This window comes from Maritalea porphyrae (assembly GCF_030159895.1).
Classification (GTDB): Bacteria; Pseudomonadota; Alphaproteobacteria; order Rhizobiales; family Devosiaceae; genus Maritalea; species Maritalea porphyrae.
Window position 1 is genome coordinate 17,540 of sequence record NZ_BSNI01000001.1, and the last position, 22,874, is coordinate 40,413.

General features: G+C 49.7%; 22 protein-coding genes. 7 read left to right on the forward strand and 15 right to left on the reverse strand.

The annotated features are described in order from the left end of the window. Positions 1-49 precede the first annotated feature (49 nt). Positions 50-958, forward strand: a complete 909-nt coding sequence (locus QQL65_RS00115) for an HNH endonuclease (RefSeq protein ID WP_284360772.1) — start codon at positions 50-52, stop codon at positions 956-958. Here QQL65_RS00115 and mce read toward each other — a convergent pair. From mce to QQL65_RS00140, 5 genes are all read right to left on the reverse strand, one after another. Further along, on the reverse strand, positions 955-1,365 hold the full coding sequence (gene mce, locus QQL65_RS00120) for a methylmalonyl-CoA epimerase (protein ID WP_284360775.1): 411 nt from the start codon (positions 1,363-1,365) through the stop codon (positions 955-957). The two genes, QQL65_RS00115 and mce, sit on opposite strands and share 4 nt — an antisense overlap. Then, positions 1,362-3,506 carry a methylmalonyl-CoA mutase gene (gene scpA, locus QQL65_RS00125; protein ID WP_284360777.1) on the reverse strand — a complete coding sequence of 715 codons (2,145 nt, stop codon included), beginning with the start codon at positions 3,504-3,506 and terminating at the stop codon, positions 1,362-1,364. The genes mce and scpA overlap by 4 nt, the downstream gene beginning before the upstream one ends. After that, positions 3,503-5,509 carry an acetyl-CoA carboxylase biotin carboxylase subunit gene (locus QQL65_RS00130; RefSeq protein WP_284360779.1) on the reverse strand — a complete coding sequence of 669 codons (2,007 nt, stop codon included), beginning with the start codon at positions 5,507-5,509 and terminating at the stop codon, positions 3,503-3,505. Before QQL65_RS00130 ends, scpA begins: the two co-directional genes overlap by 4 nt. A gap of 218 nt (positions 5,510-5,727) precedes the next feature. Further along, a complete protein-coding gene (locus QQL65_RS00135; protein ID WP_284360782.1) occupies positions 5,728-6,126 on the reverse strand; it encodes a RidA family protein in 399 nt (132 codons plus the stop codon). Positions 6,127-6,138: 12 nt separating this feature from the next. Next, the gene (locus QQL65_RS00140; protein ID WP_284360784.1) at positions 6,139-7,671 is read right to left on the reverse strand and encodes an acyl-CoA carboxylase subunit beta; all 1,533 of its coding nucleotides are present in this window, start codon (positions 7,669-7,671) and stop codon (positions 6,139-6,141) included. A 383-nt stretch (positions 7,672-8,054) separates the two neighbouring features. Between QQL65_RS00140 and QQL65_RS00145 the strand changes: the two genes are divergently transcribed. Both QQL65_RS00145 and QQL65_RS00150 read left to right on the forward strand, forming a co-directional pair. Further along, positions 8,055-9,470, forward strand: coding sequence for a helix-turn-helix domain-containing protein (locus QQL65_RS00145; RefSeq protein ID WP_284360786.1), 1,416 nt, complete (start codon positions 8,055-8,057; stop codon positions 9,468-9,470). Positions 9,471-9,518: 48 nt separating this feature from the next. Continuing rightward, the gene (locus QQL65_RS00150) at positions 9,519-10,583 is read left to right on the forward strand and encodes a hypothetical protein (protein WP_284360788.1); all 1,065 of its coding nucleotides are present in this window, start codon (positions 9,519-9,521) and stop codon (positions 10,581-10,583) included. Positions 10,584-10,704: 121 nt separating this feature from the next. On the opposite strand, the gene QQL65_RS00155 is transcribed toward QQL65_RS00150, so the two are convergent. The 6 genes from QQL65_RS00155 to QQL65_RS00180 form a co-directional block, all read right to left on the reverse strand. Next, positions 10,705-10,914 carry a hypothetical protein gene (locus tag QQL65_RS00155; RefSeq protein ID WP_284360791.1) on the reverse strand — a complete coding sequence of 70 codons (210 nt, stop codon included), beginning with the start codon at positions 10,912-10,914 and terminating at the stop codon, positions 10,705-10,707. 26 nt (positions 10,915-10,940) lie between these two features. Next, positions 10,941-11,150, reverse strand: a complete 210-nt coding sequence (locus tag QQL65_RS00160; RefSeq protein WP_284360794.1) for a hypothetical protein — start codon at positions 11,148-11,150, stop codon at positions 10,941-10,943. A gap of 162 nt (positions 11,151-11,312) precedes the next feature. After that, on the reverse strand, positions 11,313-11,588 hold the full coding sequence (locus tag QQL65_RS00165; RefSeq protein WP_284360796.1) for a YiaA/YiaB family inner membrane protein: 276 nt from the start codon (positions 11,586-11,588) through the stop codon (positions 11,313-11,315). Positions 11,589-11,642: 54 nt separating this feature from the next. Beyond that, positions 11,643-12,323, reverse strand: coding sequence for a PspA/IM30 family protein (locus QQL65_RS00170; RefSeq protein ID WP_284360797.1), 681 nt, complete (start codon positions 12,321-12,323; stop codon positions 11,643-11,645). Between the two features lie 165 nt (positions 12,324-12,488). Continuing rightward, a complete protein-coding gene (locus QQL65_RS00175) occupies positions 12,489-13,094 on the reverse strand; it encodes a TetR/AcrR family transcriptional regulator (protein ID WP_284360799.1) in 606 nt (201 codons plus the stop codon). Positions 13,095-13,165: 71 nt separating this feature from the next. Further along, the gene (locus QQL65_RS00180; RefSeq protein ID WP_284360801.1) at positions 13,166-14,065 is read right to left on the reverse strand and encodes a LysR family transcriptional regulator; all 900 of its coding nucleotides are present in this window, start codon (positions 14,063-14,065) and stop codon (positions 13,166-13,168) included. Positions 14,066-14,160: 95 nt separating this feature from the next. Here QQL65_RS00180 and QQL65_RS00185 point away from each other — a divergent pair, with 95 nt between their 5' ends. Continuing rightward, on the forward strand, positions 14,161-14,397 hold the full coding sequence (locus tag QQL65_RS00185) for a hypothetical protein (RefSeq protein WP_284360803.1): 237 nt from the start codon (positions 14,161-14,163) through the stop codon (positions 14,395-14,397). 100 nt (positions 14,398-14,497) lie between these two features. Then, the gene (locus QQL65_RS00190; protein WP_284360805.1) at positions 14,498-15,148 is read left to right on the forward strand and encodes a YitT family protein; all 651 of its coding nucleotides are present in this window, start codon (positions 14,498-14,500) and stop codon (positions 15,146-15,148) included. Here QQL65_RS00190 and QQL65_RS00195 read toward each other — a convergent pair whose 3' ends face one another. From QQL65_RS00195 to QQL65_RS00210, 4 genes are read right to left on the reverse strand one after another with little or no spacing between them, the layout of a single operon-like run. Next, a complete protein-coding gene (locus QQL65_RS00195; protein ID WP_284360808.1) occupies positions 15,149-17,872 on the reverse strand; it encodes an ATP-binding protein in 2,724 nt (907 codons plus the stop codon). Continuing rightward, positions 17,869-18,117 (reverse strand): hypothetical protein, encoded by a 249-nt coding sequence (locus QQL65_RS00200; protein ID WP_284360811.1) that lies wholly within the window; start codon positions 18,115-18,117, stop codon positions 17,869-17,871. Before QQL65_RS00200 ends, QQL65_RS00195 begins: the two co-directional genes overlap by 4 nt. 7 nt (positions 18,118-18,124) lie before the next feature. Further along, entirely contained in the window at positions 18,125-18,502 is a 378-nt protein-coding gene (locus QQL65_RS00205; protein ID WP_284360814.1) for a response regulator transcription factor, read from the reverse strand. A 57-nt stretch (positions 18,503-18,559) separates the two neighbouring features. After that, positions 18,560-20,197 (reverse strand): helix-turn-helix domain-containing protein, encoded by a 1,638-nt coding sequence (locus tag QQL65_RS00210; protein WP_284360816.1) that lies wholly within the window; start codon positions 20,195-20,197, stop codon positions 18,560-18,562. A 201-nt stretch (positions 20,198-20,398) separates the two neighbouring features. Between QQL65_RS00210 and QQL65_RS00215 the strand changes: the two genes are divergently transcribed. Both QQL65_RS00215 and QQL65_RS00220 read left to right on the forward strand, forming a co-directional pair. Continuing rightward, the gene (locus tag QQL65_RS00215) at positions 20,399-21,736 is read left to right on the forward strand and encodes a substrate-binding protein (RefSeq protein ID WP_284360819.1); all 1,338 of its coding nucleotides are present in this window, start codon (positions 20,399-20,401) and stop codon (positions 21,734-21,736) included. Between the two features lie 106 nt (positions 21,737-21,842). Further along, positions 21,843-22,871, forward strand: coding sequence for a branched-chain amino acid ABC transporter permease (locus QQL65_RS00220; RefSeq protein WP_284360821.1), 1,029 nt, complete (start codon positions 21,843-21,845; stop codon positions 22,869-22,871). Positions 22,872-22,874 lie beyond the last annotated feature (3 nt).

A 22,874-nucleotide genomic window follows, 5' to 3' on the forward strand; every position in this document is an offset into this window, starting at 1 on the left:
CTTAAACACTTTGCTCTACGCTAAACATAATACTTGCGTAGAGATACTTATGGCCAACGGCGTTCTTGTTTACAGAGAAGATTCTAAATACGACGATTTTCCAGCTGCACGGTACCAGTTTCCCAAAATGTACCTAAAGAAAATGGAAGCGTTCGTGGGAAACCACGTGCTCTACTATGCGCCAAGAGAGCGCGATCGTGTCCCGGTATATTTTGCATTCGCCAAGGTTAGCGATCTAAAAGAAGACGTTCGCAAAGAAGGGATGTACATCGCACTAATTGAATCCGGTTCTTACATCCCATTCGACGTCCCAGTTCCTTTCAAACAAGATGGTATCTACAAAGAATCTGGGTTAACCAACGAAGATGGCACCTTGAACAAGGGACGGGCTAGATGGTCAGTCCGAGAGATTAACAGCGACGACTTTGATCAGATTCTTCGGGAAGGCTTTCCAAGCAATTGGGAAACTGAGAATGCGCAGACGTTTGAATTAACAAAAAAAGCCGGGTTTTATGAAGAAAAGCAAAGCGAATTCCAACTAGACGTACAAAGAAAAAGGTCCGAAAAGACCTCAAATTCGATTGTTAGATCCCACAGCTTTCGAAATATCGTACTTGCAGCATATGGAAATTGTTGCGCGATAACAGGCACACAATACGAAACGCCAAGTGGTCAAATCGAAGTCGAGGCTGCACATATCAGACCGGTACTTGAAGGTGGTCCGGACTTCATCGAAAATGCCCTGGCGTTGAGCCGCACAGCACACTGGTTATTTGATCGAGGCATGCTCTCGATTGACAAAGACTTTAAGCTCATATTTGCAACCAATTTCAGCCACGTGTCCCAGTTTGCAGAACAATTAGCCCCATCCCGCCTGACTTTCTTGCCTGAAAATTCAAACAATTGGCCAAGCCAACGCTATCTTGATTGGCATAGAAACAAAGTCTTCTTAGGCTAAACGGCCACTTCTTCCAACTCAATGAGCGTGCCGTCGAAGTCTTTCGGATGTAGAAAGAGCACCGGCAAACCATGCGCGCCAATTTTCGGTTCGCCATCACCCAAAACGCGTGCCCCCTCATCGCTAAGCTTTTTGGCTGCGGCGCGAATGTCCTCAACTTCAAAACACATGTGATGGATGCCGCCGGACGGATTTTTTTCCAGAAAACCAGCGATGGGCGACCCCTCGCCCAGAGGGTGAAGAAGTTCAATCTTTGTGTTCTCAAGCTGTACAAAAACCACCGTAACACCGTGTTCGGGCAAATCCTGCGGCGCAGAAACATCTGCACCAAGCATGTCACGATATTTTCTGATGCCCGCATCAAGGTCAGGCACGGCGATGGCTACATGGTTCAGACGACCAATCATGCTTCATTCCTCAACTTGCCCTCAATGCGGCTCATCACAGCGTTTGCAGCATCAAGCACGTTGGTGCCGGGGCCAAAAATATCAGCTACACCGGCATCTCGCAGTGCTTGATAGTCTTGCTCGGGGATCACGCCGCCAGCAAATACTGAGATATGTCCGGTCCCCTTGTTCGCCAAAATATCAATAAGTTCAGGGATAAGCGTCTTGTGCCCGGCAGCCAAAGATGATGCGCCAATGCTATCAACCTTTAGCTCAATTGCTTTGTCGGCGACCTCGGCTGGCGTTTCAAACAGATCACCAATATGAACCTCAAAGCCCATATCAGCGAAAGCGGTGGCGATGACTTTCGCGCCACGGTCGTGACCGTCCTGCCCCATCTTACCGATATAAATCGAGGGCTTGCGCGTTTGTTCAACGTTGAAATCTGCAATGCGAGATTGGATGGCTTTGTATTCTGGATCGTCACCATATTGATGATCATAGACGCCAGAAATCACCTTGGTTGACGGCTTATGCCGGTCAAACACTTCTTCCATCGCATCCGAGATTTCACCAAGTGTGGCCCGCGCCCGCGCCGCATCAATGGCCGCAGCAAGCAGGTTGCCTTCACCCGTACGTGCCACTTCACGCAATTTATCCAGCGTTTCCCGCCATTTGGCTGGATCGCGAGTTTCACGGATTTTGTTGATCGAAGCGATTTGCTCCAACCGCACAGCTTTGTTGTCGATATCTAGAATATCCAGATCGTCTTCTTGGTCCAACCGATAACGGTTAACACCAACAATCACATCGTCACCCTTATCAACCCGCGTTTGGCGAATGGCCGCAGCGCGTTCAATTTCAAGCTTTGGCGTTCCTTCTTGCACGGCCTTAGTCATGCCGCCCTGCGCTTCGATGTCTTTAATCACTGCGCCAGCCTTGGCCACCATATCGGTGGTTAGGCTTTCCACATAATAGGAGCCACCCAAAGGATCGACCACATCAGTCACGCGTGTTTCGTGCTGCAAAATCAATTGTGTATTCCGCGCAATACGAGATGAAAACTCTGTCGGGAGGGCAATTGCTTCGTCGAACGAGTTGGTGTGCAAGCTCTGCGTGCCACCCAAAACAGAGGCCATCGCTTCATAGGCGGTACGCACAACATTGTTGTACGGGTCCTGTTCTGTCAGCGACACACCAGACGTTTGACAGTGGGTTCTAAGCATCATCGAACGTGGGTTCTTGGCCCCCAAATCCCTCATAATGTCAGCCCATAGTGTCCGCGCAGCGCGCAATTTCGCCACTTCGGTAAAGAAGTTCATGCCAATGCCAAAGAAGAACGACAAACGTCCCGCAAAAGCATCAATATCAAGACCCTTTTTCTGCGCGGCCCGCACATATTCAATACCGTCCGCAAGCGTATAGGCAAGCTCTTGCACAGCCGTCGCACCCGCCTCGTGCATGTGATAGCCAGAGATCGAAATGGAGTTGAATTTCGGCATAAATTCAGCCGTATGCGCAATAATATCCGCAATGATCCGCATAGAAGGCTCTGGCGGATAGATGAAGGTGTTGCGCACCATAAATTCTTTTAGGATGTCGTTTTGAATGGTGCCAGAGAGCTTTTCTTGGCCAACGCCCTGCTCTTCTGCCGCCACCACGAACATTGCAAGCACAGGGATCACCGCCCCATTCATGGTCATCGACACGGACATTTCATCGAGCGGAATACCGCCAAACAAGGTCTTCATGTCCTCAACGCTGTCGATCGCAACCCCGGCTTTCCCCACATCGCCAACCACCCGTTCGTGGTCACTGTCGTAACCGCGGTGCGTCGCCAAATCGAAAGCAACGGACAGTCCTTTTTGCCCCTTTTCCAGCGCTTGGCGATAGAATTTGTTACTCTCTGTAGCGGTCGAAAAGCCAGCATATTGCCGGATTGTCCAAGGCCGGTTTGCATACATGGTGGCACGCACGCCCCGGGTAAATGGTGCTTCGCCCGGCATCGCTGCTGCTGCGCTTTGAGGCGCGTCTTCTGCAAAGTAGACAGGCTTTACGTCCAATTCGCCATATTGGGTTTCAAGGTCAGCCGGCGATTTGCCGCGCAACTCACCTTCGGCTAAGCCCTGCCACTTGGCATATGTGTCGGATTTGATGCTCATTCGTCTTCAAACTCCATGATCACTTCATCCACGGCCAGAACAGAACCAACGCCAGCGGTGATCTTTTTCACCCGCGCTTTTTTCTCGGCGCGCAGCACATTTTCCATTTTCATGGCTTCAACGATGGCCAAAGCTTGCCCGTCTTCCACAATGTCGCCTTCTGCAACTTCAAGGCGAACCACTTGCCCTGGCATTGGGCACAACAAATATTTGGACATATCAGGTGGCAATTTGATCGGCATATGCTCCATCAAATCTGCAATCCGCGGCAGCAACACATGCACCTTCAAGTCGGCACCGCGATAGCGCATCTTGAAGCCATAAGATGTGCGCGTGACCTGCACCACCATGTTCTTGAGATCGCCTACCCGGCCCTTGGCCAAGGTTTTGCCCGGCGCCCAATCTGTTTCGATCCGGATCAGCGTTTCAAAATTGTCTTCGCGATCTTTCCAAATCACCGCTTCTTTTTGCACGGAGAAATCAAAACGATCTTCACCGATAATCACGCTGCGATCATTGCCATTTTGCGCAAGGTCGAGCGTTGACGCTTCAGAAAAGCGACGCCCCTCAATACGGTGCGCCATGTGTGCGGCCAAACCGGCAAGCAATTTGAGCGACGCCTTGGGCAATTCAACGCCATCAAATCCTTCGGGGAATTCTTCGGCAATATAGCCCGTGGTCAAACGCCCCTCTTTGAATCGGTCCTGCTCCATCACCGCGGCAAGGAACGGAATATTGTGGCCAATGCCTTCAAGTTCAAAACCATCCAACGCATTGGACATGGCTTCAATCGCCGTTTCACGATCTGGCGCCCAAGTGCAGAGCTTTGCAATCATCGGATCGTAAAAGGTTGAGATTTCTCCCCCTTCAAACACACCAGTATCATTGCGCACCACCAGGCTTTCGCTAGCAAACTCAGACGGCGGACGATAACGTGTCAAACGGCCAATGGAGGGAAGGAAATTGCGATAGGGATCCTCAGCATAAAGCCGGGACTCAATTGCCCACCCATTGAGCGTGACCTCATTTTGGCCGATTGCAAGCTTTTCGCCCGCCGCTACGCGGAGCATTTGCTCCACAAGGTCAATCCCTGTGATCAACTCGGTTACAGGATGTTCCACCTGCAGCCTTGTATTCATCTCAAGGAAATAGAAATTTCTGTCGCCATCCACGATGAATTCCACCGTACCAGCGCTTGAATAGCCCACTGCCTGCGCCAACGCACAAGACTGTTCGCCCATCTTTTTGCGGGTCTCTTCATCCAAAAATGGTGAAGGTGCTTCTTCAATTACTTTTTGGTTGCGGCGCTGAATGGAACATTCGCGCTCGCCCAAATAAATGCAGTTGCCGTGCTTATCCGCAAGCACCTGAATTTCGATGTGACGCGGGTCAGTAACAAACTTTTCAATGAAAATCCGATCATCGCCAAAGCTTGATGCGGCTTCTGACTTTGACCGTTCAAAACCTTCGCGCGCTTCATCATCATTCCAAGCTATCCGCATGCCCTTACCACCGCCGCCAGCAGAGGCTTTAATCATCACCGGGTAACCAACTTGGTTGGAAATCTTCACCGCATCTTCTGCGTCTTCGATCAGCCCCATATAGCCGGGCACGGTGGACACATCAGCTTCTGCAGCGATCTTTTTCGAAGTGATCTTGTCGCCCATCGCCTCTATGGCTTTTGGTGGTGGGCCGATAAAGGTAATGCCGGCTTTTTCAAGTTGATCGCAAAACGCAGCGTTTTCGCTCAAAAACCCATAACCCGGATGCACTGCTTCTGCGCCAGTATCTTTACACGCTTGGATGATCCGATCACCAAGCAAATAACTTTCTGCAGCAGGTGACCCGCCAATGTGCACAGCCTCGTCAGCCATTTCCACATGCAGCGCTTCGCGGTCAGCATCGGAAAAAACAGCAACCGTTTTGATGCCCATCTTCTTGGCTGTTTTAATCACCCGGCAAGCAATTTCGCCCCGGTTTGCGATTAGGATTTTTGAGAACATTTGTTTGTTTCTCCATCTTTGCGCTTTGCGCAAACTTCATTTTGACTGACCCGGGGAATGGTTCCAAACCAGCACTGTTTTTTGACCCCGGCTCAAGGCCGGGGCGGTGCGGGTTGTTACTTCCGCGTCAAGTTTGTCTTGTCTTTTTCAGGTGAACTGCTTGCTCCGCACCATCCCGGACCTGATCCGGGATCGGTACACAAACAATAAGCTCACCGCTACTCAGGCCGTCGGCACACAAAATCAATTTCAACGAGCGCTTCGAGCGCCAACCCGGTCACCCCGATGGTGGTACGTGCAGGGCGTCGATCTTCAGGGAAAAACGACTGATAGGTTTCGTTGAACTGCGCATAGTCACGATAGAAATCCGTGAGGTAACACCGCGCCATCATCACGTGGCTCAAATCCAAATCAATGCCCGCCAACACAATCTTGAGGTTCTCCATCACGCGAATGGTCTGCGCCTCAATACCTTCAGGCAATGGCGCGTCTGGTGCGTCCGGATATGTCGGCATTTGCCCAGTGACGAACACCCACCCATTCGCTTCGGTTGCATGAGAAAATGGCGCCACCGGCCGCGGACCATCTGAAATCATATGAAATAGCGGATCAGTCATTTGTTGTTCCCCCTACAACGGAATGTTGTCGTGCTTTTTGTTCGGCATAGATTGCTGCTTGTTCTTCAGCGTTTCAAATGCCCGAGCGACCCGACGGCGCGTATTGTGTGGCATGATCACATCATCGATGAAGCCGCGCTCAGCAGCCACAAACGGATTGGCGAACCGGTCTTCATAATCCTTAGTGCGTTTGGCGATTTTGTCCGCATCGCCCAATTCAGAGCGATACAAAATCTCGGTTGCGCCTTTTGCGCCCATCACCGCAATTTCAGCCGATGGCCACGCATAATTGACGTCTGCACGGATGTGCTTGGAGGCCATAACGTCATATGCGCCGCCATAGGCTTTTCGGGTGATCACGGTTACTTTTGGCACTGTTGCTTCAGCGTAAGCGAACAGGAGTTTGGCGCCATGTTTGATGATGCCGCCATACTCCTGCGCTGTCCCGGGGAGGAAGCCGGGTACGTCAACAAGGGTCAAGATTGGAATATTAAAACTATCGCAGAAGCGCACAAAGCGTGCTGCCTTTTTAGATGAGTTAATGTCCAAACACCCGGCCAGCACCATTGGCTGGTTGGCCACAACCCCCACGGTCTGACCATTTAGCCGCACAAAACCTGTGATAATATTTGCCGCATGTTCGGCCTGGAGCTCCAAAAAATCGCCCTCGTCTGCGATTTTTAAGATCACCTCTTTCATATCATACGGCTTGTTGGCGCTGTCCGGGATGATCGTATCAAGGCTCATATCAGGACGATCAACCACATCGTTGACGTCCACTTTTGGAGCCTTTTCATTTGCACTGAGTGGCAAGAAGTTGAACAAGCGGCGCACTTCGAGCAAAGTTTCAACATCATTGTCAAATGATGCGTCCGCCACAGAAGAAATTTTACAATGGGTCGATGCGCCGCCCAATTCTTCTTGGGTCACTGTTTCGTTGGTCACGGTTTTCACCACGTCAGGCCCTGTCACAAACATATAGCTTGTGTCTTTCACCATATAGATGAAGTCGGTCATGGCTGGTGAATACACCGCGCCGCCAGCACATGGGCCCATAATAACGGAGATTTGCGGCACCGCGCCCGATGCCATCACATTGCGCAAGAACACGTCCGCATACCCACCAAGTGAAGCAACACCTTCTTGAATACGCGCGCCGCCACTATCGTTCAGTCCGATCACTGGCGCGCCATTTTGCACCGCCAAATCCATGATCTTGCAAATCTTTTGCGCATGAGTTTCTGAAAGGGAACCACCAAAAACGGTGAAGTCCTGCGAAAACACATAGACCATACGGCCATTGATCGTGCCCCAACCAGTAACCACACCGTCGCCAGGAATGATGTTTTCTTCCATGCCAAAATCGGTACAGCGATGGGTGACAAACATGTCATATTCTTCAAAGCTACCCGGGTCGAGCAACACATCCAAGCGCTCACGCGCGGTGAGTTTGCCTTTACCGTGCTGCGTATCAATCCGTCGTTGACCGCCGCCCAACCGGGCTTCGCCACGCTTTTCTTCCAGCTGCTCAATAATGTCTTGCATCAGGTGCCCCGCGTTTTTGTCTGATTTGTTGCGGCAAGCCTAGCTTCAAATGCGCAACCTGCGAAGGGTTGAAAAGGTGTACAAGAACACTTCTTTCACATTGCAAATTGTAAATTTGTGAATTTTGTGAAATTATGGGTAAATTGTGGAGTTAAAGGGAGAATAAACCTTTGGCTCCTAGCACCTAGCTACATCTTGGGCGGCCAGCCCGAAACCTTCTGGTTTCGCACCCCCAAGATTGGGAGCTAGTGCAATGACAAAAGCTGGACGAGTAGAACGAGGACCCCGCGCAACTTTTCGCGCGCCCCGCCGGAGGCCAGGCTTTTACATAGAGCGGTTTTAGCCCGACATGAAAAAGCCGATACGGCGCGTGAGGTATAAAAATGGCACAACGTAAGATCTTTGCAGGCGTGAAACTACGCGCTTTGCGTGAAAGCAACAAACTTACGCAGGCTGAATTCGCAAGCCGGCTTGATATCTCCACAAGCTATGTGAACCAGTTGGAAAACAACCAGCGCCCGGTGACCGCCTCAATCATGCTCAGCTTAGCAGAAACCTTCAATGTAGATGTCACCACGCTCCTGGCTGACAAGTCAGATCGGCTGATCATCGATCTCAAAGAGATATTCGCCGATCCGATATTTGCCGATGCGCCGCCGGGACTGCAGGAGTTGAAAAACCTTGCCACCAACACACCAGACGCCGCTCACGCCTTTTTGCGGCTTTACGAAGCCTACCGAAAATCAAATGAGCGCATGGCGGGTGTTGATGACGTACTGATGCGCGAGCAAGCGGGGAATTTACAAACCTCATACGAAGAGGTGCGCGACTTCTTCCACTACGCAGACAATTACATCGATGAATTGGACCGCGCCGCCGAAGAGTTGGCGAAAGAAGCCGCCCTCACCGACCACCACAAGCTTGAGCGTCTGGTCGCTTATTGCGCTGAAGTGCATGAACTAAACGTTGAATTTGTGCTGCCCAACAAACGCGACATGATCCGCCAATTTGACAGAACCCGCCGCATCATTCGCATAAACGCATCACTTGAAAAGCCCACACAATTCTTCCAACTGGCCAATCAGCTGGCGCTGCTGGAGCAAGTTTCGCTCATTAACGACATCCTCGAACGCGCCAATTTCAAACAAAAAGAGGCGCGCGCCATTTGCCGGATTGGCTTGGGCAATTATTTCGCTGGCGCTTTGCTGATGCCCTATGCAGCATTCTTGAAAGAGGCAGAGATCGTTCGATACGATATTGAAGTATTAGGCAACCGCTTTGGTGCAAGCCTAGAGCAAGTGGCCCATCGCCTTTCGACCCTACAACGTCCGCAACATCGCGGCATCCCGTTTTTCTTCGCACGCGTAGATCAAGCGGGCACCATCACCAAACGCCACTCAGCAACTGCCCTGCAATTCGCCCGTTTTGGTGGCGCATGTCCTTTGTGGAATGTGCACCGTGCATTCGAATTTCCAAACGAAATCATTCGCCAACGCGCCGAAACACCTGACGGCAAACGCTATTTATGCCTTGCTTGGATCAATGAAAAACGCGCCGGCGGCTTCCGCCAACCAACACGTCGATATGCATATGCATTGGGCTGCGAAATCGACCACGCCCACAAGCTGATCTATTCCGAGGACCTTGATATCTCAGAAACAGCCGCGTTCGATCCAATTGGCATTTCATGCCGCATCTGCGAGCGCCGCAATTGCACTCAACGCTCTGTACCACCCATTGCCGCCGAGATTTCCATCTCGCCCGACGAGCGATCAGTTGTGCCTTATGAGATTGTGTAAAATCAGGCATAATTGGTTAGGGAATCGGCAGCACTTGCGTGGACGACTATGACAGAAGAGAGAATGTGTTTTGTTATCGGCGCGGGAGCCAGTAAGTCGGCAGGTTTTCCGCTGGGTCCCGATTTAGCAGGACTTATACAATCACTTTTTCTTACTCATAGGGATTTCAACCTAACCAAGCAATACAGCCTCGTTGACCAAGACTTTTCCCATGCGCTAAATCCACTCAGGGGGGACTTCAGCGGCAGTGAATTAGAGAACGCAAGTATAGAACTGGCACATTCGCTCGATCAAGGGGAATCAATTGACAGGATTCTTCATGTGAATAGCAACAATCGGGCCATGGTTAAGCTCGGAAAGGTTGCAATCACTTATTGCATCCTGCGTGCCGAGAATAAAAGCACTCTCAGAATCCCCCCTGGCAATATCTATAATCGCTTGGATTTCAATGCCGCAGGCAACAATTGGTATAGGAAACTCTGGCAGCTAGTTTTCTATAAGTATAGCGTAGACGAACTTCTAGAACGAGCAAAGCAAATTAAATTTATCGTCTTCAACTACGATCGTTGCATTGAACACTACTTGTTTGAGTCGTTTAAGAACTGTTACCCCGCAAATCGCGAGTTCGCCCACCAATTCATCTCGAACATTGAGTTTATTCATCCGTACGGGCAAGTTGGTATCTTACCATACAACAGCGCAATCAAGGATTCTGCAAATCAAGTAGTTGGTTTCGGAGAAAAGGTTCACTCCAGTCGCTACGCTGAGCTTTCCACCGGGATTAGAGTCTTTACCGAAGGAGTAGATCCAAACGGTGGAACATTTGAGAGTATTCAACAAACAATTCAGTCAACCGATAGACTTATATTCGTGGGTTTCGGATTTATGGATTTAAACCTAAAGATCCTCGGCCCGTCGGCTCGAAGCAATCACAAGGGCCCTAGAAGAATACTTGCAACTGCATTAGGAGAAAGTGATTCCAATTGTGATTGGGTGAAACAACAACTATCTCTCATTTCTCGAGTTGGTTTCGAGAGTAACACCGTTGTCGACAACTCAGCTGATTGCTTGGCATTGCTTACAAATTACTCAAATCGGATAGCTTCCAACTAAAAACAATTCGTTGCGAGCGATCGGTTGTGCCTTATGAGATTGTCAAAAAAAACCTCCCCATTGCTGAGGAGGAAATGATGGGTACGGGGAAGTAACCCACATAAAACAAGTTAAAGGATAGCTAGGCTTCCTTGTCGACCAACGTGCCCTGGCCTTTATTGACCGGCGCTTTGATCTGTTCGCGACGCTCTTGCATCACTTGGATATTCTCTTTGTCCGCAGCTTCGACTTTTTCGCGCTTTTCGCCTTCGCGCGCTGCTTCCATATGCTGTTTTATTGGATCAGGTCGTTCATATGTTGGGGCCAACCCAACGCCTGCGACTGCACTCATTTCAACTTCTCCTTGTCAACTCCAGTTTAAACCGCTTTATCAACCAGCAAGCCCATGCCTTCAGGTGTGGGCAAGTTCAACTCACGCACAACCTCGTTGATCGCGGTCAAGGTGGCTTCGTTCGCCGCTTCAACCGCTTGAAGTTTGGCTTTCGCCACTTCCACTCTTAAGTTCTTTTCAATCGGGTCTGTTCGCGCATAACTATCGCCGCGCCCAGCCCCTGAAAGCGCACTCATGTCGCTTCTCCTTGAACAATTTTCAAGGATTACTGTAGCAAACCCGAAATAAGGGCCAGTTAGAATGATTATTCAAATTGCAGCTATTTCTGAAACACTCCAAAAACGAAAAACCCCCGCTTTTCAGCGAGGGTTTCTAAGTGTTCTGGAGGTCACTAGTTGTTAGATTTGGTCGTCGCTAACCGCATATTCTTTCAGCAGCTTTTCATTTTTAGCGCTTTCAAGTTTTGCGTAAATCTCTTCAGACTTGCGTTGATCAAACCGGTATTTTACCAAGTTCACCAAACAGATCATCAGCATGGCCAATCCCATGACCCAGTAGCCTTTGGTGGCAAGGTCAACATCGACAATCCAAATTGAGATGCCAAGCAAACCCAAGGCCGTTAGCACGCCAGCACCATTGAAAAGAATATAGATTGAATTTTCATCGTTATGCATTTTTGTTTTCCCTTTTAAATATTCTTCTTCGAAATATATCTTCCGAATAGAGTACTATTTTCCCTGCTGTTTAAGTCGAGTTAACACGTCCGTTGCATCCACTTTGGACTTGTCGCCAAACCCCGCTTGCGCCAACCGGTCGCCAATATCTGATTTGGTGAGACCTGCATCAATTTGATCAAGCACTTCAGATTCTTCCAATGGATCATCAGAACTGGTGACACGAGCAATTAGAGCCTCGGCCTCATTGATTGCGGTGGTGCTTGATAGGCTGCGGTTCAAAGACTTTTGAGCACGCTTGTCTGCATCAATCGCCCTTGCAGTCACCAATCCCTGCTTAAGATCGACGATACGACGATGTGCCTTTTCAACCGACGACTGCGTCCGTGAAACACGATGCTCGAGTTCATCCAGCGTGGCTTGGCGCACTGCGCCCTCGTTTTCAATTTCAGCAATCGCTTCCGCAGCGTCCATCGCCAATTCTTCTTTGCCCGCTTCAAGCGCCGCACTTGCCCGTTTCTCCAAATCCTTGGCTCGGTTCTGCAAGGTCGAAAGCATTTTCTCTTCACCGCGCTTGCGGATAATCAATGATGCAAGTGTGCGCTTTGCACCAGAGAGCCCGGCCTCCGCTTCACGAACTTTTTGTTCAATCAATTCAACAGCATATTTGTCTGTCAATTGATCTTCCGCTTTCGCGCTAAAACTCTTTAGCAATGTACCAAACAAGTTACCCATGTCGTTTTCCTTTATTTTGAACACCGTTCACAATTCACAAGATACACTATTTTAAACACTGTTCAATAGAAAAATTGAACAGTGTTTAATTTAATCGCACAGACAAGCTTAGTGATTTACATTTTCCCGTTATTTTACAGGAATTTAGTTAGATCGAAAAAAGTTCTATTTTTTTGCGTTTCGATATGAATCAAGATGAATTGAGACCAGCTGGTGCGCTATTTCATCAATATCTCTGTTCATGATCAGCTGCAGACGACCCGAATTTTCCAATGAAGAAACACTGTGCACACTGGCAAACAGAAGACGACTGGCTTCTTGCGCTTCAACTTCAGGCAAATCCGGACGCTCAGCCATAAAGCACTCGGTGAGCATTTGGATAAGTCCCGAAATTTTGCCCACATACCATTCAGGTACGGCTGCATCAGGCGCACGCTTGAATTCAAACAACGCATTCCAAAGATGTTTGTTGTCACGCACGTAAGACAAAAACACATCGGCATACCGATGCAGCGTCTCCCCTGTCACCTCCCCTTCACGCGCACTCAAAAAGGCTTCAGCCAATCCATTCAGCGTTCCGACATTGACGGCGGTGACGATGGCATCAAGATCATCAAAGTGGTGGTACAACGTACCTGGCGCATAGCCAATTTGTTTGGACAACGATCGCGCCGACAGTTTCTCAACACCATGCTCGACGATCATGCTTGTCGCCGTATCAACGATCAACTTTACCAGCTCCTCGCGAGTGTGGTCTGCCCGTCGTGCCATGTTTTTACCTCTTGCTGAACAATGTTCAATTACGCCTTACATCGCATTTCTGCAAGGTCATTCTTCAACAATCAGCTTTTCACATCGCCTATATGCACCAATCGCTCGAGTAAGAAGTCTTTGAACGCCCGAACGCGCGTGGGCATCAGTTTCTTATCCGCATAAACCATATAGACATGACGCATTTCGGTTTCGAATTCGGGCAGCACCCGAACCAACCGCCCATCCTCAACCGGCTGATGCATATAGAAGCGTGGACCATAGACGATGCCGAGCCCTTTAATCGCCGCATCGACGACGCCACGAATTGAACTGATTACATAGCGCGGTGTTGGGGTGAGTTCATATCGCCCATCGGGCGTCTTAAAGGCCCAACCCTTCATCGGGTCCGACGTCAACAAATCGTATTCCGGTAAATCTTGCGGGCGCTGCGGATGACCCACTTTTTCTAAATACTCGGGTGCTGCAGCAACCCACATCTCCGTATCGAATATCTTCTTTTGAACTAGCCCGGGCTGAGTTGGCGGCAAAACCACAAGTGAAAGATCAAGCTGATCATCGATGAATTGCTGATCATTGATGGCGAACTTCAAACTGATATCAACTTCAGGATGCTGCTTCAAAAAATCAACAACCCAACCGTGCAAATAGTCAATGGCCATTGATTCAGGGCAAGAAACCCGGATCGAGCCGCGCAACCGCTCGCCATCATCGCTTAACAACGAAATCTGTTCATGCAGATGTGAAAATCCAGCACTTAGCGCATTGTAATAGCGCTCACCAGCGGTCGTAAGTTGAAATCGTTTTGCGCTGCGAAACAGAAGTTGCTGACCCACGCGATCTTCCATTTGCGCTAGATTGCGAGACAAAGTCGGAACAGACACACCGAGTTTTTGTGCCGCCGAAGTGAGGCTGCCGGCCTCCACCATCTCGCAAAACCAACTTAACGCATTCAAGTCTAATGATTTCATTTTTGCAATTTAACTTTTCCTATTTGGATATTTACCATCGATATTTGAAATATTAGAGATAGAGCATCAAAATAACAACAGCTTGGAGATTTAGTATGGAAAAACTTCCCGCTCGCTTCCGCCAACCAATAGTTGGGCTATGCATCATGATTGTGATGATAACGTGCCTACCGGCCATCTTGGTTTTGCAAAACATCCCCGAAGGCGCACCCTTCTGGCCCGCGTGGCAAAATGCGCTTGGACAAGTTGCGCCATTTGCAATTCCACTCGCAGTCGCGTCGGCGTTAGTTTTCAACCTTGCGGCCAACGCTTTCATCGAAAAAGTACAATAACCCCAATGGGCGCGGTTTCCCGCCGCGCCATAATCCCTTGCCAAATGCCTTCAATCTGGTTAGCCCTTGCGCACTTAACAAAAAGCAAGGCAGTGATCGCATGGTAGATCCAGCAAAAGACATCCAGCACAAATGGCATGAAGACGTTATCGCCATAATAACCGGAACATTGCTGGTTGCATTGGGGGTGACCCTTTACAAACACACTTTGCTCGGCACTGGTGGCATCAATGGATTGGCGCTACTGCTCAACTATGTCACGCCATTTGGGTTTGGCTTGATTTTCTTCGTGCTCAACTTGCCGTTCTATTGGCTGGCGTGGAAGCGCCTGGGGCCAAGCTTTACCATCAAGACGTTCGCCTCAGTCGCCTTGGTATCTGTACTGGTTCAGCTGGTGCCGACATGGATTAGTTTTGATCAGCTAAACCCTTACTTTGCGACCATCATTGGCGGCATCTTAATGGGTACTGGCCTGCTGATCCTATTTAGACACAAATCCGGTTTGGGTGGCGTGAATATCCTCGCGGTATATTTGCAGGAAACCTACGGCATACGCGCTGGCTATTTGCAAATGGGCATTGACCTCGCCATCCTTGTGGGCGCGTTCTTTGTTTTGCCCTTCGACAAAGTCATGCTTTCAATTGTGGGTGCTCTAGTGCTGAACCTTGTGATCGCGATGAACTTTCGACCTGGCAGATATGTCGGGTTTTCAGGCGCATTTCTGGCGGAAAAACAACCTGTCAAAAAATAGCTATTCTGCCGCTTTGGCCATTTGGGCCAACGGCAATGTAACGCGGAAGCAGGCACCCTCGCCGGTCCCGCGCACCAAATCAATCTTGCCGTTCATATGGGTAACAATCTGTGAGCTAATGGCCAAGCCAAGTCCAGACCCAGTCTGCGCATTTGAGACGCCGCGATGTCCACGCGAAAACTTGTTAAATACGCGCTTGCGGTCTTTTGGCGCAATCCCCGGACCATTGTCCTGAAACTCGATTTGCAATCGCTTACCCACCCGCTTCATGCTCACCGCGACATATGGGTCTTCACAATCGTTATATTTGACCGCGTTGGAAATCAGATTGATAAACACCTGACACAAGCGATCACCATTGGCTTCAACAACGGCATTTTCGAGCACCGCCCCCATGCGAATTTCAATGCCTGAAGACTTCGCCAAAGGCTCACAAACGAGCGCGGCGCGATGGAGCACTTTGAGCACTTCAACGGGTTCGTTGTCCCAAGTTTTTTCGCCACGTTCGAGCGCACTCAAATCTAAAATCTCATCAAGCAACAATGTCAGCCGAAGGCTCTCAGTGTGAATGGTCGACAAAAACCGCTGTCTTTCGTCGCTCGTTACACCTTCTGGGTCCAACAAGATTTCAGAAAATGAGCGAATAGAAGTCATTGGTGTGCGCACTTCATGGCTCACTTGGGACAAAAACTCATCCTTTTCCTGATCAAGCTCCCTGAGTTTCTCGTTGGCGTCTTGCAGCTTCTCAGCAGTTTCACGCAGCTCTTCTGACTTTTGCTCAAGCTGCTGCGAATATTCAATTACTTGCTGAGTCTCATCAGCAATTTGCATGACCTCCTGCAGTGAAATATTATCGCCAGACACAACTTGCGAAAGCATGACGTGTGCAGAAGCGGCGCCTATAGAGCCGGCCAATTCTTTTTCTAGGTGCGCAATAAAATCCGGAGTCGGTTCAAAGCGCGCACGAGAACCCGGCTCCTTTTTTACATAGCTATCAAATACAGCGGTCGCTCGCTCAGCACCAAGCACACGCTGCGCAACAAAAAACAAATCGTTTGCCGCAGCCGACGAACGCATAAAACGCGTCTCGGTGCCAGGGAGCCGGCGAAAGGCATCGACAAACAAAGTACCTTGAATGCGTTCAAGCGCAGATTGATTGGTGCTTAAAGAAACCAAGACCATGAGGCCCGTATTTGCCAGTAAGCTCCAGAAGACCGAATGAACAAGCGGGTCAATGCCTTCAAGACCAAACAGCGCTTCGGGGCGCAAGAAACTAATACCATATGGGCCGTGTGCAACCCAGTCGGCAACCATGCCGCCGGTTTCCACAAAGCTTGGGAAAAATAAAGTGTAGAACCACACCGAAAATCCAACAAACAGACCAACGCCTGCGCCTTTCGACGTCGCATCTCGCCAGTAGAGCGCTGCAATAATCGCCGGCAAGAATTGCGCAACGCCGGCAAATGAAATCAAGCCAATTCGCGCTAGCGCACCCGAACCGTTGGTAAGCCAGAAATACAAGAACCCTAGCGCAAGCACGGCACAGATTGATATCCGGCGGCTATTGAGCAAAAGATTTGTGACGCCCTGCCCGTCACCAGATTCCGCTATCCAAGGCGTGCGCAATGCGATCGGCATCACAATGTGGTTGCTGACCATAATAGAAAGCGCAATCGAAGCGATAATGATCATTGAAGTCGCTGACGAAAACCCACCAATAAAGGCAAACAAGGCAAGCATTTCCTGTCCATGCGCCAAAGGCAAGGTCAAAACAAACATATCAGGATCAGTACCGGCGGGCAGCAGATTCAACCCAACAATTGCAATGGGGAGAGTGAAAACGCTCATCCCCAAGAGATACAAAGGGAATGCCCAACTTGCGGTTCGCAAGTGGTTTTCATCGGAGTTTTCGACAACCGTGATCTGGAACTGACGCGGCAAACAAATAATTGCCGCCGCCGACAAAACCATGATGGTTACCCAGCGCGTACCAAAGCCACCATTGTCATAGACATTCACACCCGCGGCTTCAGCGCGCGAAAAGATTTCGGCAAATCCGCCGCCCAAACCAAACACCACAAAAATGCCAACAGACAGCAATGCAACAAGTTTCACTATCGCTTCAAACGCAATCGCGGCAACCACGCCATGATGCTGTTCCTTGGCGTCGACGTTCCGTGTGCCAAACAAAATCGTAAACAGCGCCATCCCGACGGCGACCCCGAGCGCCAGCCGATTATCGTCTGTCCTGTCACCTACACCTGTTACAATACTGTCAGAAGAAATAACAAACAGGCTGGTGGTAATCGCCTTAAGCTGCAATGCAATGTAAGGCGTTGTGCCAATAACAGCGATCAGCGTAACAAGAACAGCCAACCGGTTGCTCTTTCCAAATCTAGACGAAATCAAATCCGCAACAGAAGTAATCCGCTGGTTACGTCCGATGCGCACCAATTTGCGCAAGCCAAACCACCACCCGACAAATACCAAGGTCGGGCCAAGATAAATGGCAAAAAACTCAAGTCCAGAACGTGCAGCAGAACCAACGGCGCCGTAGAATGTCCAGCTGGTGCAGTACACCGATATAGCGAGTGTGTAGACCAAGGGTGAACGCAGAAACTGGCCCCGATCGCCTTCCGCCAAACGTTCAGAAAAATAGGCCAACGCAAACAACAAGATCACATAGCCAACAGAAATTAGTATGACGAGATTGGCCGAAATCATGGCTTATCGACCGTCTTTTTCTCAAGCTCAGCTTGATCAGCGCCTGCGCGTGGCAATCCACGTGTTAAAACAAGTGATGCAACAACCAAGAAAAGCCATACGGCAAACATGTAAGCAACGATGAGCGGAATACCAAAGACGTCTGCGTCCACATCGAACAGCATTACAATAGGCGGCATAACCAGCATTGCGCCCACTACTGGGAGGAAAAACGCAAACCCTTCACTACGCTTTCGACTGGCCATTACACATTCAAGCTGCAGCCTGCTCCATTAGTTGTCGCACCGCGTCGACGACTTCGCTGTTCGAATAAGGTTTGGTGACAAATCCGTTCGCCCCCAGCTCTTCAGCAATGCGGCGGTCTTGCTGTTGCCCTTTTGCGGTGAGCATAAGAATTGGCAAATCGCGCGTGCTTTGCTGCGCACGTAAGTGCTTTAGAACTTCAAAGCCAGACTTCTTGGGCAGCATCACATCAAGCACCAGAACCTTAGGATTCAGTTCCCCAACAGCCGCAATCGCTGCATCACCATCAGTGACCGCGCTTATGTTCCAACCTGCCCGTTTGAGAATAAAATCAAGCGAATCGAGGATGCTAGGTTCATCCTCGACTATTAAAATGTCTACTGACACGTATGTTCCTCCCGCGTGTTGGCATCGGCCCCTCTCGCCAACATCAACCGCCATACCTTATGCATTTTTATCCGGTTCGCCAATATCGAACTTTATACTAACAAGTGGTCGTCGTACCGAATGCATTGAATCAACGCTCGCAAGAACCTCTTCTTGACGGTGTTCGCAATCGCGCCGGATACACATATGACAAGTCGGCCCCACAGGTACATCTAACGCCGCATTTGCAAGTTGCAAGCCTTCACCGTAGACCGTTTTGTCCGCATAAAGAATATCGCACGCCAGCATCACCGATGTGTAGAACGGTGCCTGGCTATAGGCGGCAGCTCTCTTAGATGTCGACTTCGCTAAGAACAAATATCGTGAGCCATCCGGATAAGTCACCAACTGCCGCACAACCTCGTTAGGTCGACGAAATGCGCCGTAAATGGCCCATAGCGGACAGGCATGACCAGCATTTGGCAACTGCAAACCTGGCAGTGGGAATTGTTTGGTCAAGCGCCCTGCCGGGTCAGATCGCAAAAAACCAAAAGGAATGCCCTCGCGCCCAGGCGCGCGCAATGTCACCAAACGATGTGCAACTTGTTCAAAACTCGCTGTGTACTTCTGGCTCAAAAAATCAATGTCATACTTTTGGCTCTCAGCATCCGCCAAAAACTCGTCATAAGGCAAACTGATTGCTCCTGCGAGATACGACCCGAGCGCGCGATAAGCCAATCGCCTTGAATTCAAAGTCGTCAATCTTTTGTCATTGGTGAGTTTCCGCAAAAGCCCGGCACCCGATAGTTCAGCATAAAGGCGAGAAAGCTGAAACTGACGCGTCGACATGGTGCAATTTCCTTGAAACCACATCAGCTTTTTCTCTTTATTATAGTGATACTGACCGGGCATCTCGTCTGCAGCCGTTTGCAATTGCCCTGCGCGCTCAACTGTAACGCCGAATTTTTCCTTCAACGCAAGATCCAAGCTGGCTTCGGCAAATCCACCAAATGCAAGCACCTCGTTGCGCAATTCCTTGCCCAACTCCTCTAGAGGGGCAAAATGGTTTTTCTCATCGATAATCAGATCATCAACTTCGCGCATTGGCGAAACCGAGTGATGTTCAACCGTTTCGCGTTCAAACTCACCGATCAAGGTCTGTGCGACATCGGAAAGTGTCCGACTATCGCGCGACAAAGAGGCATGAAAACGATGACGCTGTTCGCCTTCAAGGTCTGGCACATCTTCTAGGATTTCAGCCGCTGATCGCACAGCGGTTATCTGACTGAGCATTTGGTGCAACAATTCAGAAAACAACGGATCAGACCGTAGCCGATTGGACATCGCCTTTGCTTCAGCACGCGCATCTAAGAAACCACGGTAAATTCGGAATAGTGCAGCGCCAGTTTCAGGGTTGGTCGCAACCAACGTGCGCGCGTCATCGGGACCCAAATTTAACGATTCGAGCATTGGATCGGCGAACACTTCCTCAATGTCGTTGATCAAACGCTGTTCACTGTCCCCTGTTAACAACTCCAACTCGACGCCAAGGTGCTGAGCGATTCGCTGTAGCAGTACGCCGCCGACGTCTCGCTTGTTTGCCTCAATGAGGTTCAAATAGCTCGGAGAAATCTCTACCATTTTCGCAAATCCCGATTGGGAGAACCCCAAAGATTTCCTTAGGTTGCGAATTTTTAGCCCTATAGGCGAGCGCATTTTTTCATCCTCATTTGGAGCCCTCCGTTCTAACAGCTTGTAAATTTCTTTACAATCAGTTACAAGAAAATGTCGCGTTTTTGACAAAATTATCGTTATATTACAACGTACTATTGCTTACATTTTCATTTCAACACTATAATTCAGGTGTTGTGTTGCGTATAACAATTTACGCCCAACAACCCAAAAAGGAGGAGATTAATGAGCGAACGCAAAGACGGTCCTAGCCGTCGTAAGGTTCTCAAAGGCGCAGCCGCCGGTCTGGTTACAGCAGGTGTTGCTCCAACAATTTTCACTAGCTCAGCTCACGCTTTCCGTAACGAGCCAACAGGCGATACGGTAACTTTGGGCTTCAACGTGCCACAAACCGGTTCCTACGCCGATGAGGGTGCGGATGAGCTTCGTGCATACCAACTTGCTGTTGAACACCTAAACGGTGAAGGCGATGGCGGCATGCTCAACACAATGCAACCGTCTGCACTTAAAGGCGAAGGCATTTTGGGCAAAAAAGTTGCTTATGTAACAGGTGATACACAAACTAAATCTGACGCAGCCCGCGCATCCGCTAAACGGATGATTGAAAAAGACGGCGCACTGATGATTTCAGGTGGTTCATCATCTGGCGTGGCGATTGCTGTACAAGGTCTGTGTCAGGAAATGGGCACCATCTTTATGGCTGGTTTGACCCACTCAAACGACACCACTGGTAAAGACAAGCGTCGCTATGGCTTTAGGCACTTCTTTAACGCCTACATGTCTGGTGCTGCATTGGGTCCAGTGCTTGGTCAAGAGTACGGTAAAGACCGTCGTGCATATCACCTAACTGCCGACTACACTTGGGGCTGGACACAAGAAGAGTCCATGATCAACTCCACAGAGGCACTCGGTTGGGAAACTGCAGAAACGGTTAAAACACCAGTGGGCGCAGGCGACTTCTCTCAATACATCACACCGGTTCTCAACTCAGGCGCTGACGTTCTGATCTTGAACCACTATGGTCGTGACATGGTGAACTCTTTGACTCAAGCCATCCAGTTCGGTCTTAAAGACCGTCAGTCAAATGGCAAAGATTTCCAAATTGTTGTTCCATTGTTCTCACGTCTAATGGCGCAAGGTGCTGGCGAAAACATCAAAGGCATTTTGGGTTCAACAAACTGGAACTGGTCACTACAGGACGCTGGTTCACAAGCATTTGTGAAATCATTCGGCGCGAAGTACGGCTTCCCACCATCAATGGCTGCTCACACATGCTACGTACAAACATTGCTTTATGCTGATGCTTGTGAGCGTGCTGGCACATTTGATCCAATTCAAGTGATTAAAGCTCTTGAAGGTCACAAGTTCGACGGCATGGGCAACGGCCCAACCGAGTATCGTGCTGAAGATCACCAGTGCTTTAAAGATGTATTGGTTGTGCGCGGTAACGAGAACCCAACATCGCAGTTCGATTTGCTTAACGTGGTTCAGCAAGTTCCACGTAGCCAAGTGGAATACGATGCCTCAATCTTCGGCGGCGACCTAGGCCCTTACGAAGTATAATTGAGTTCACAATTTGGTATCGGGGTGGTTCGCCACCCCGATATTGGCGGTTCTGCAGAAGCGACCGCTGGAGATACGCAACGCATGACGTTGCTTGGGAGGAATAATGGACGCGATATTTTTGCAGTTTCTCAATGGACTGGATAAAGGCGGCGCATATGCGCTGATCGCATTGGGGCTAACCCTAGTTTTCGGCACTTTGGGCGTTGTTAACTTCGCGCACGGTGCATTGTTTATGCTTGGAGCGTTCTGCGCCGTAACTCTGCGCAAACTATTGACGCTTGAAATGGTTGCCACCGATCCTGAAAAAGTGACCGCATGGGGTACACCTTTAGAGATCCGAACACCTTATGTTGAAGCGTGGTTTGGCGACTTTGGCGCATTCATGGTCGACTTTTCGGTCCCCTTCTCCATATTGCTCGCGATACCCGTCATGCTTGTCATCGGCGTGGTGATGGAGCGCGGCCTAATTAAACACTTCTATCGTCGTCCACATGCCGAGCAAATCTTGGTGACATTTGGTCTGGCGATCGTGCTGCAAGAGATTATCAAGCACTATTTTGGCGCGAACCCAATTCCGCAGCCAATGCCTAGTGCAGTTGGTGGCGCTGCAGATATTGGTGCAGCCCTTGGTATGGATCCAAACGTGATCGTTTATCCATGGTGGCGTCTCATCTATTTCGCGTTCTCTGTTGTTGTTATCGGCGCAGTGTTCGCATTCCTACAATTCACAACGTTCGGGATGGTGGTCCGCGCTGGCATGGCCGACCGCGAAACCGTTGGCTTAATCGGCATCGATATCGACAAACGCTTTACCGCAATGTTTGGTCTTGCTGCCATCGTCGCAGGTATGGCCGGTGTGATGTACACACCGCTTCTGCCGCCTGATTACCACCTTGGCATGGACTTCTTGGTGCTGTCATTCGTTGTAGTTGTTGTCGGTGGCATGGGCTCACTGCCAGGTGCTGTCGCTGCTGGGTTCCTGCTGGGTATTTTGCAGTCGCTTGCCTCTATGACAGAAATCAAAGCCATCATTCCCGGTATTGACCAGATCATTATCTACTTGGTCGCTGTGATTATTCTATTGGTTCGTCCACGTGGTCTTCTGGGTCGCCGTGGCGTGATGGAGAGCTAAGAT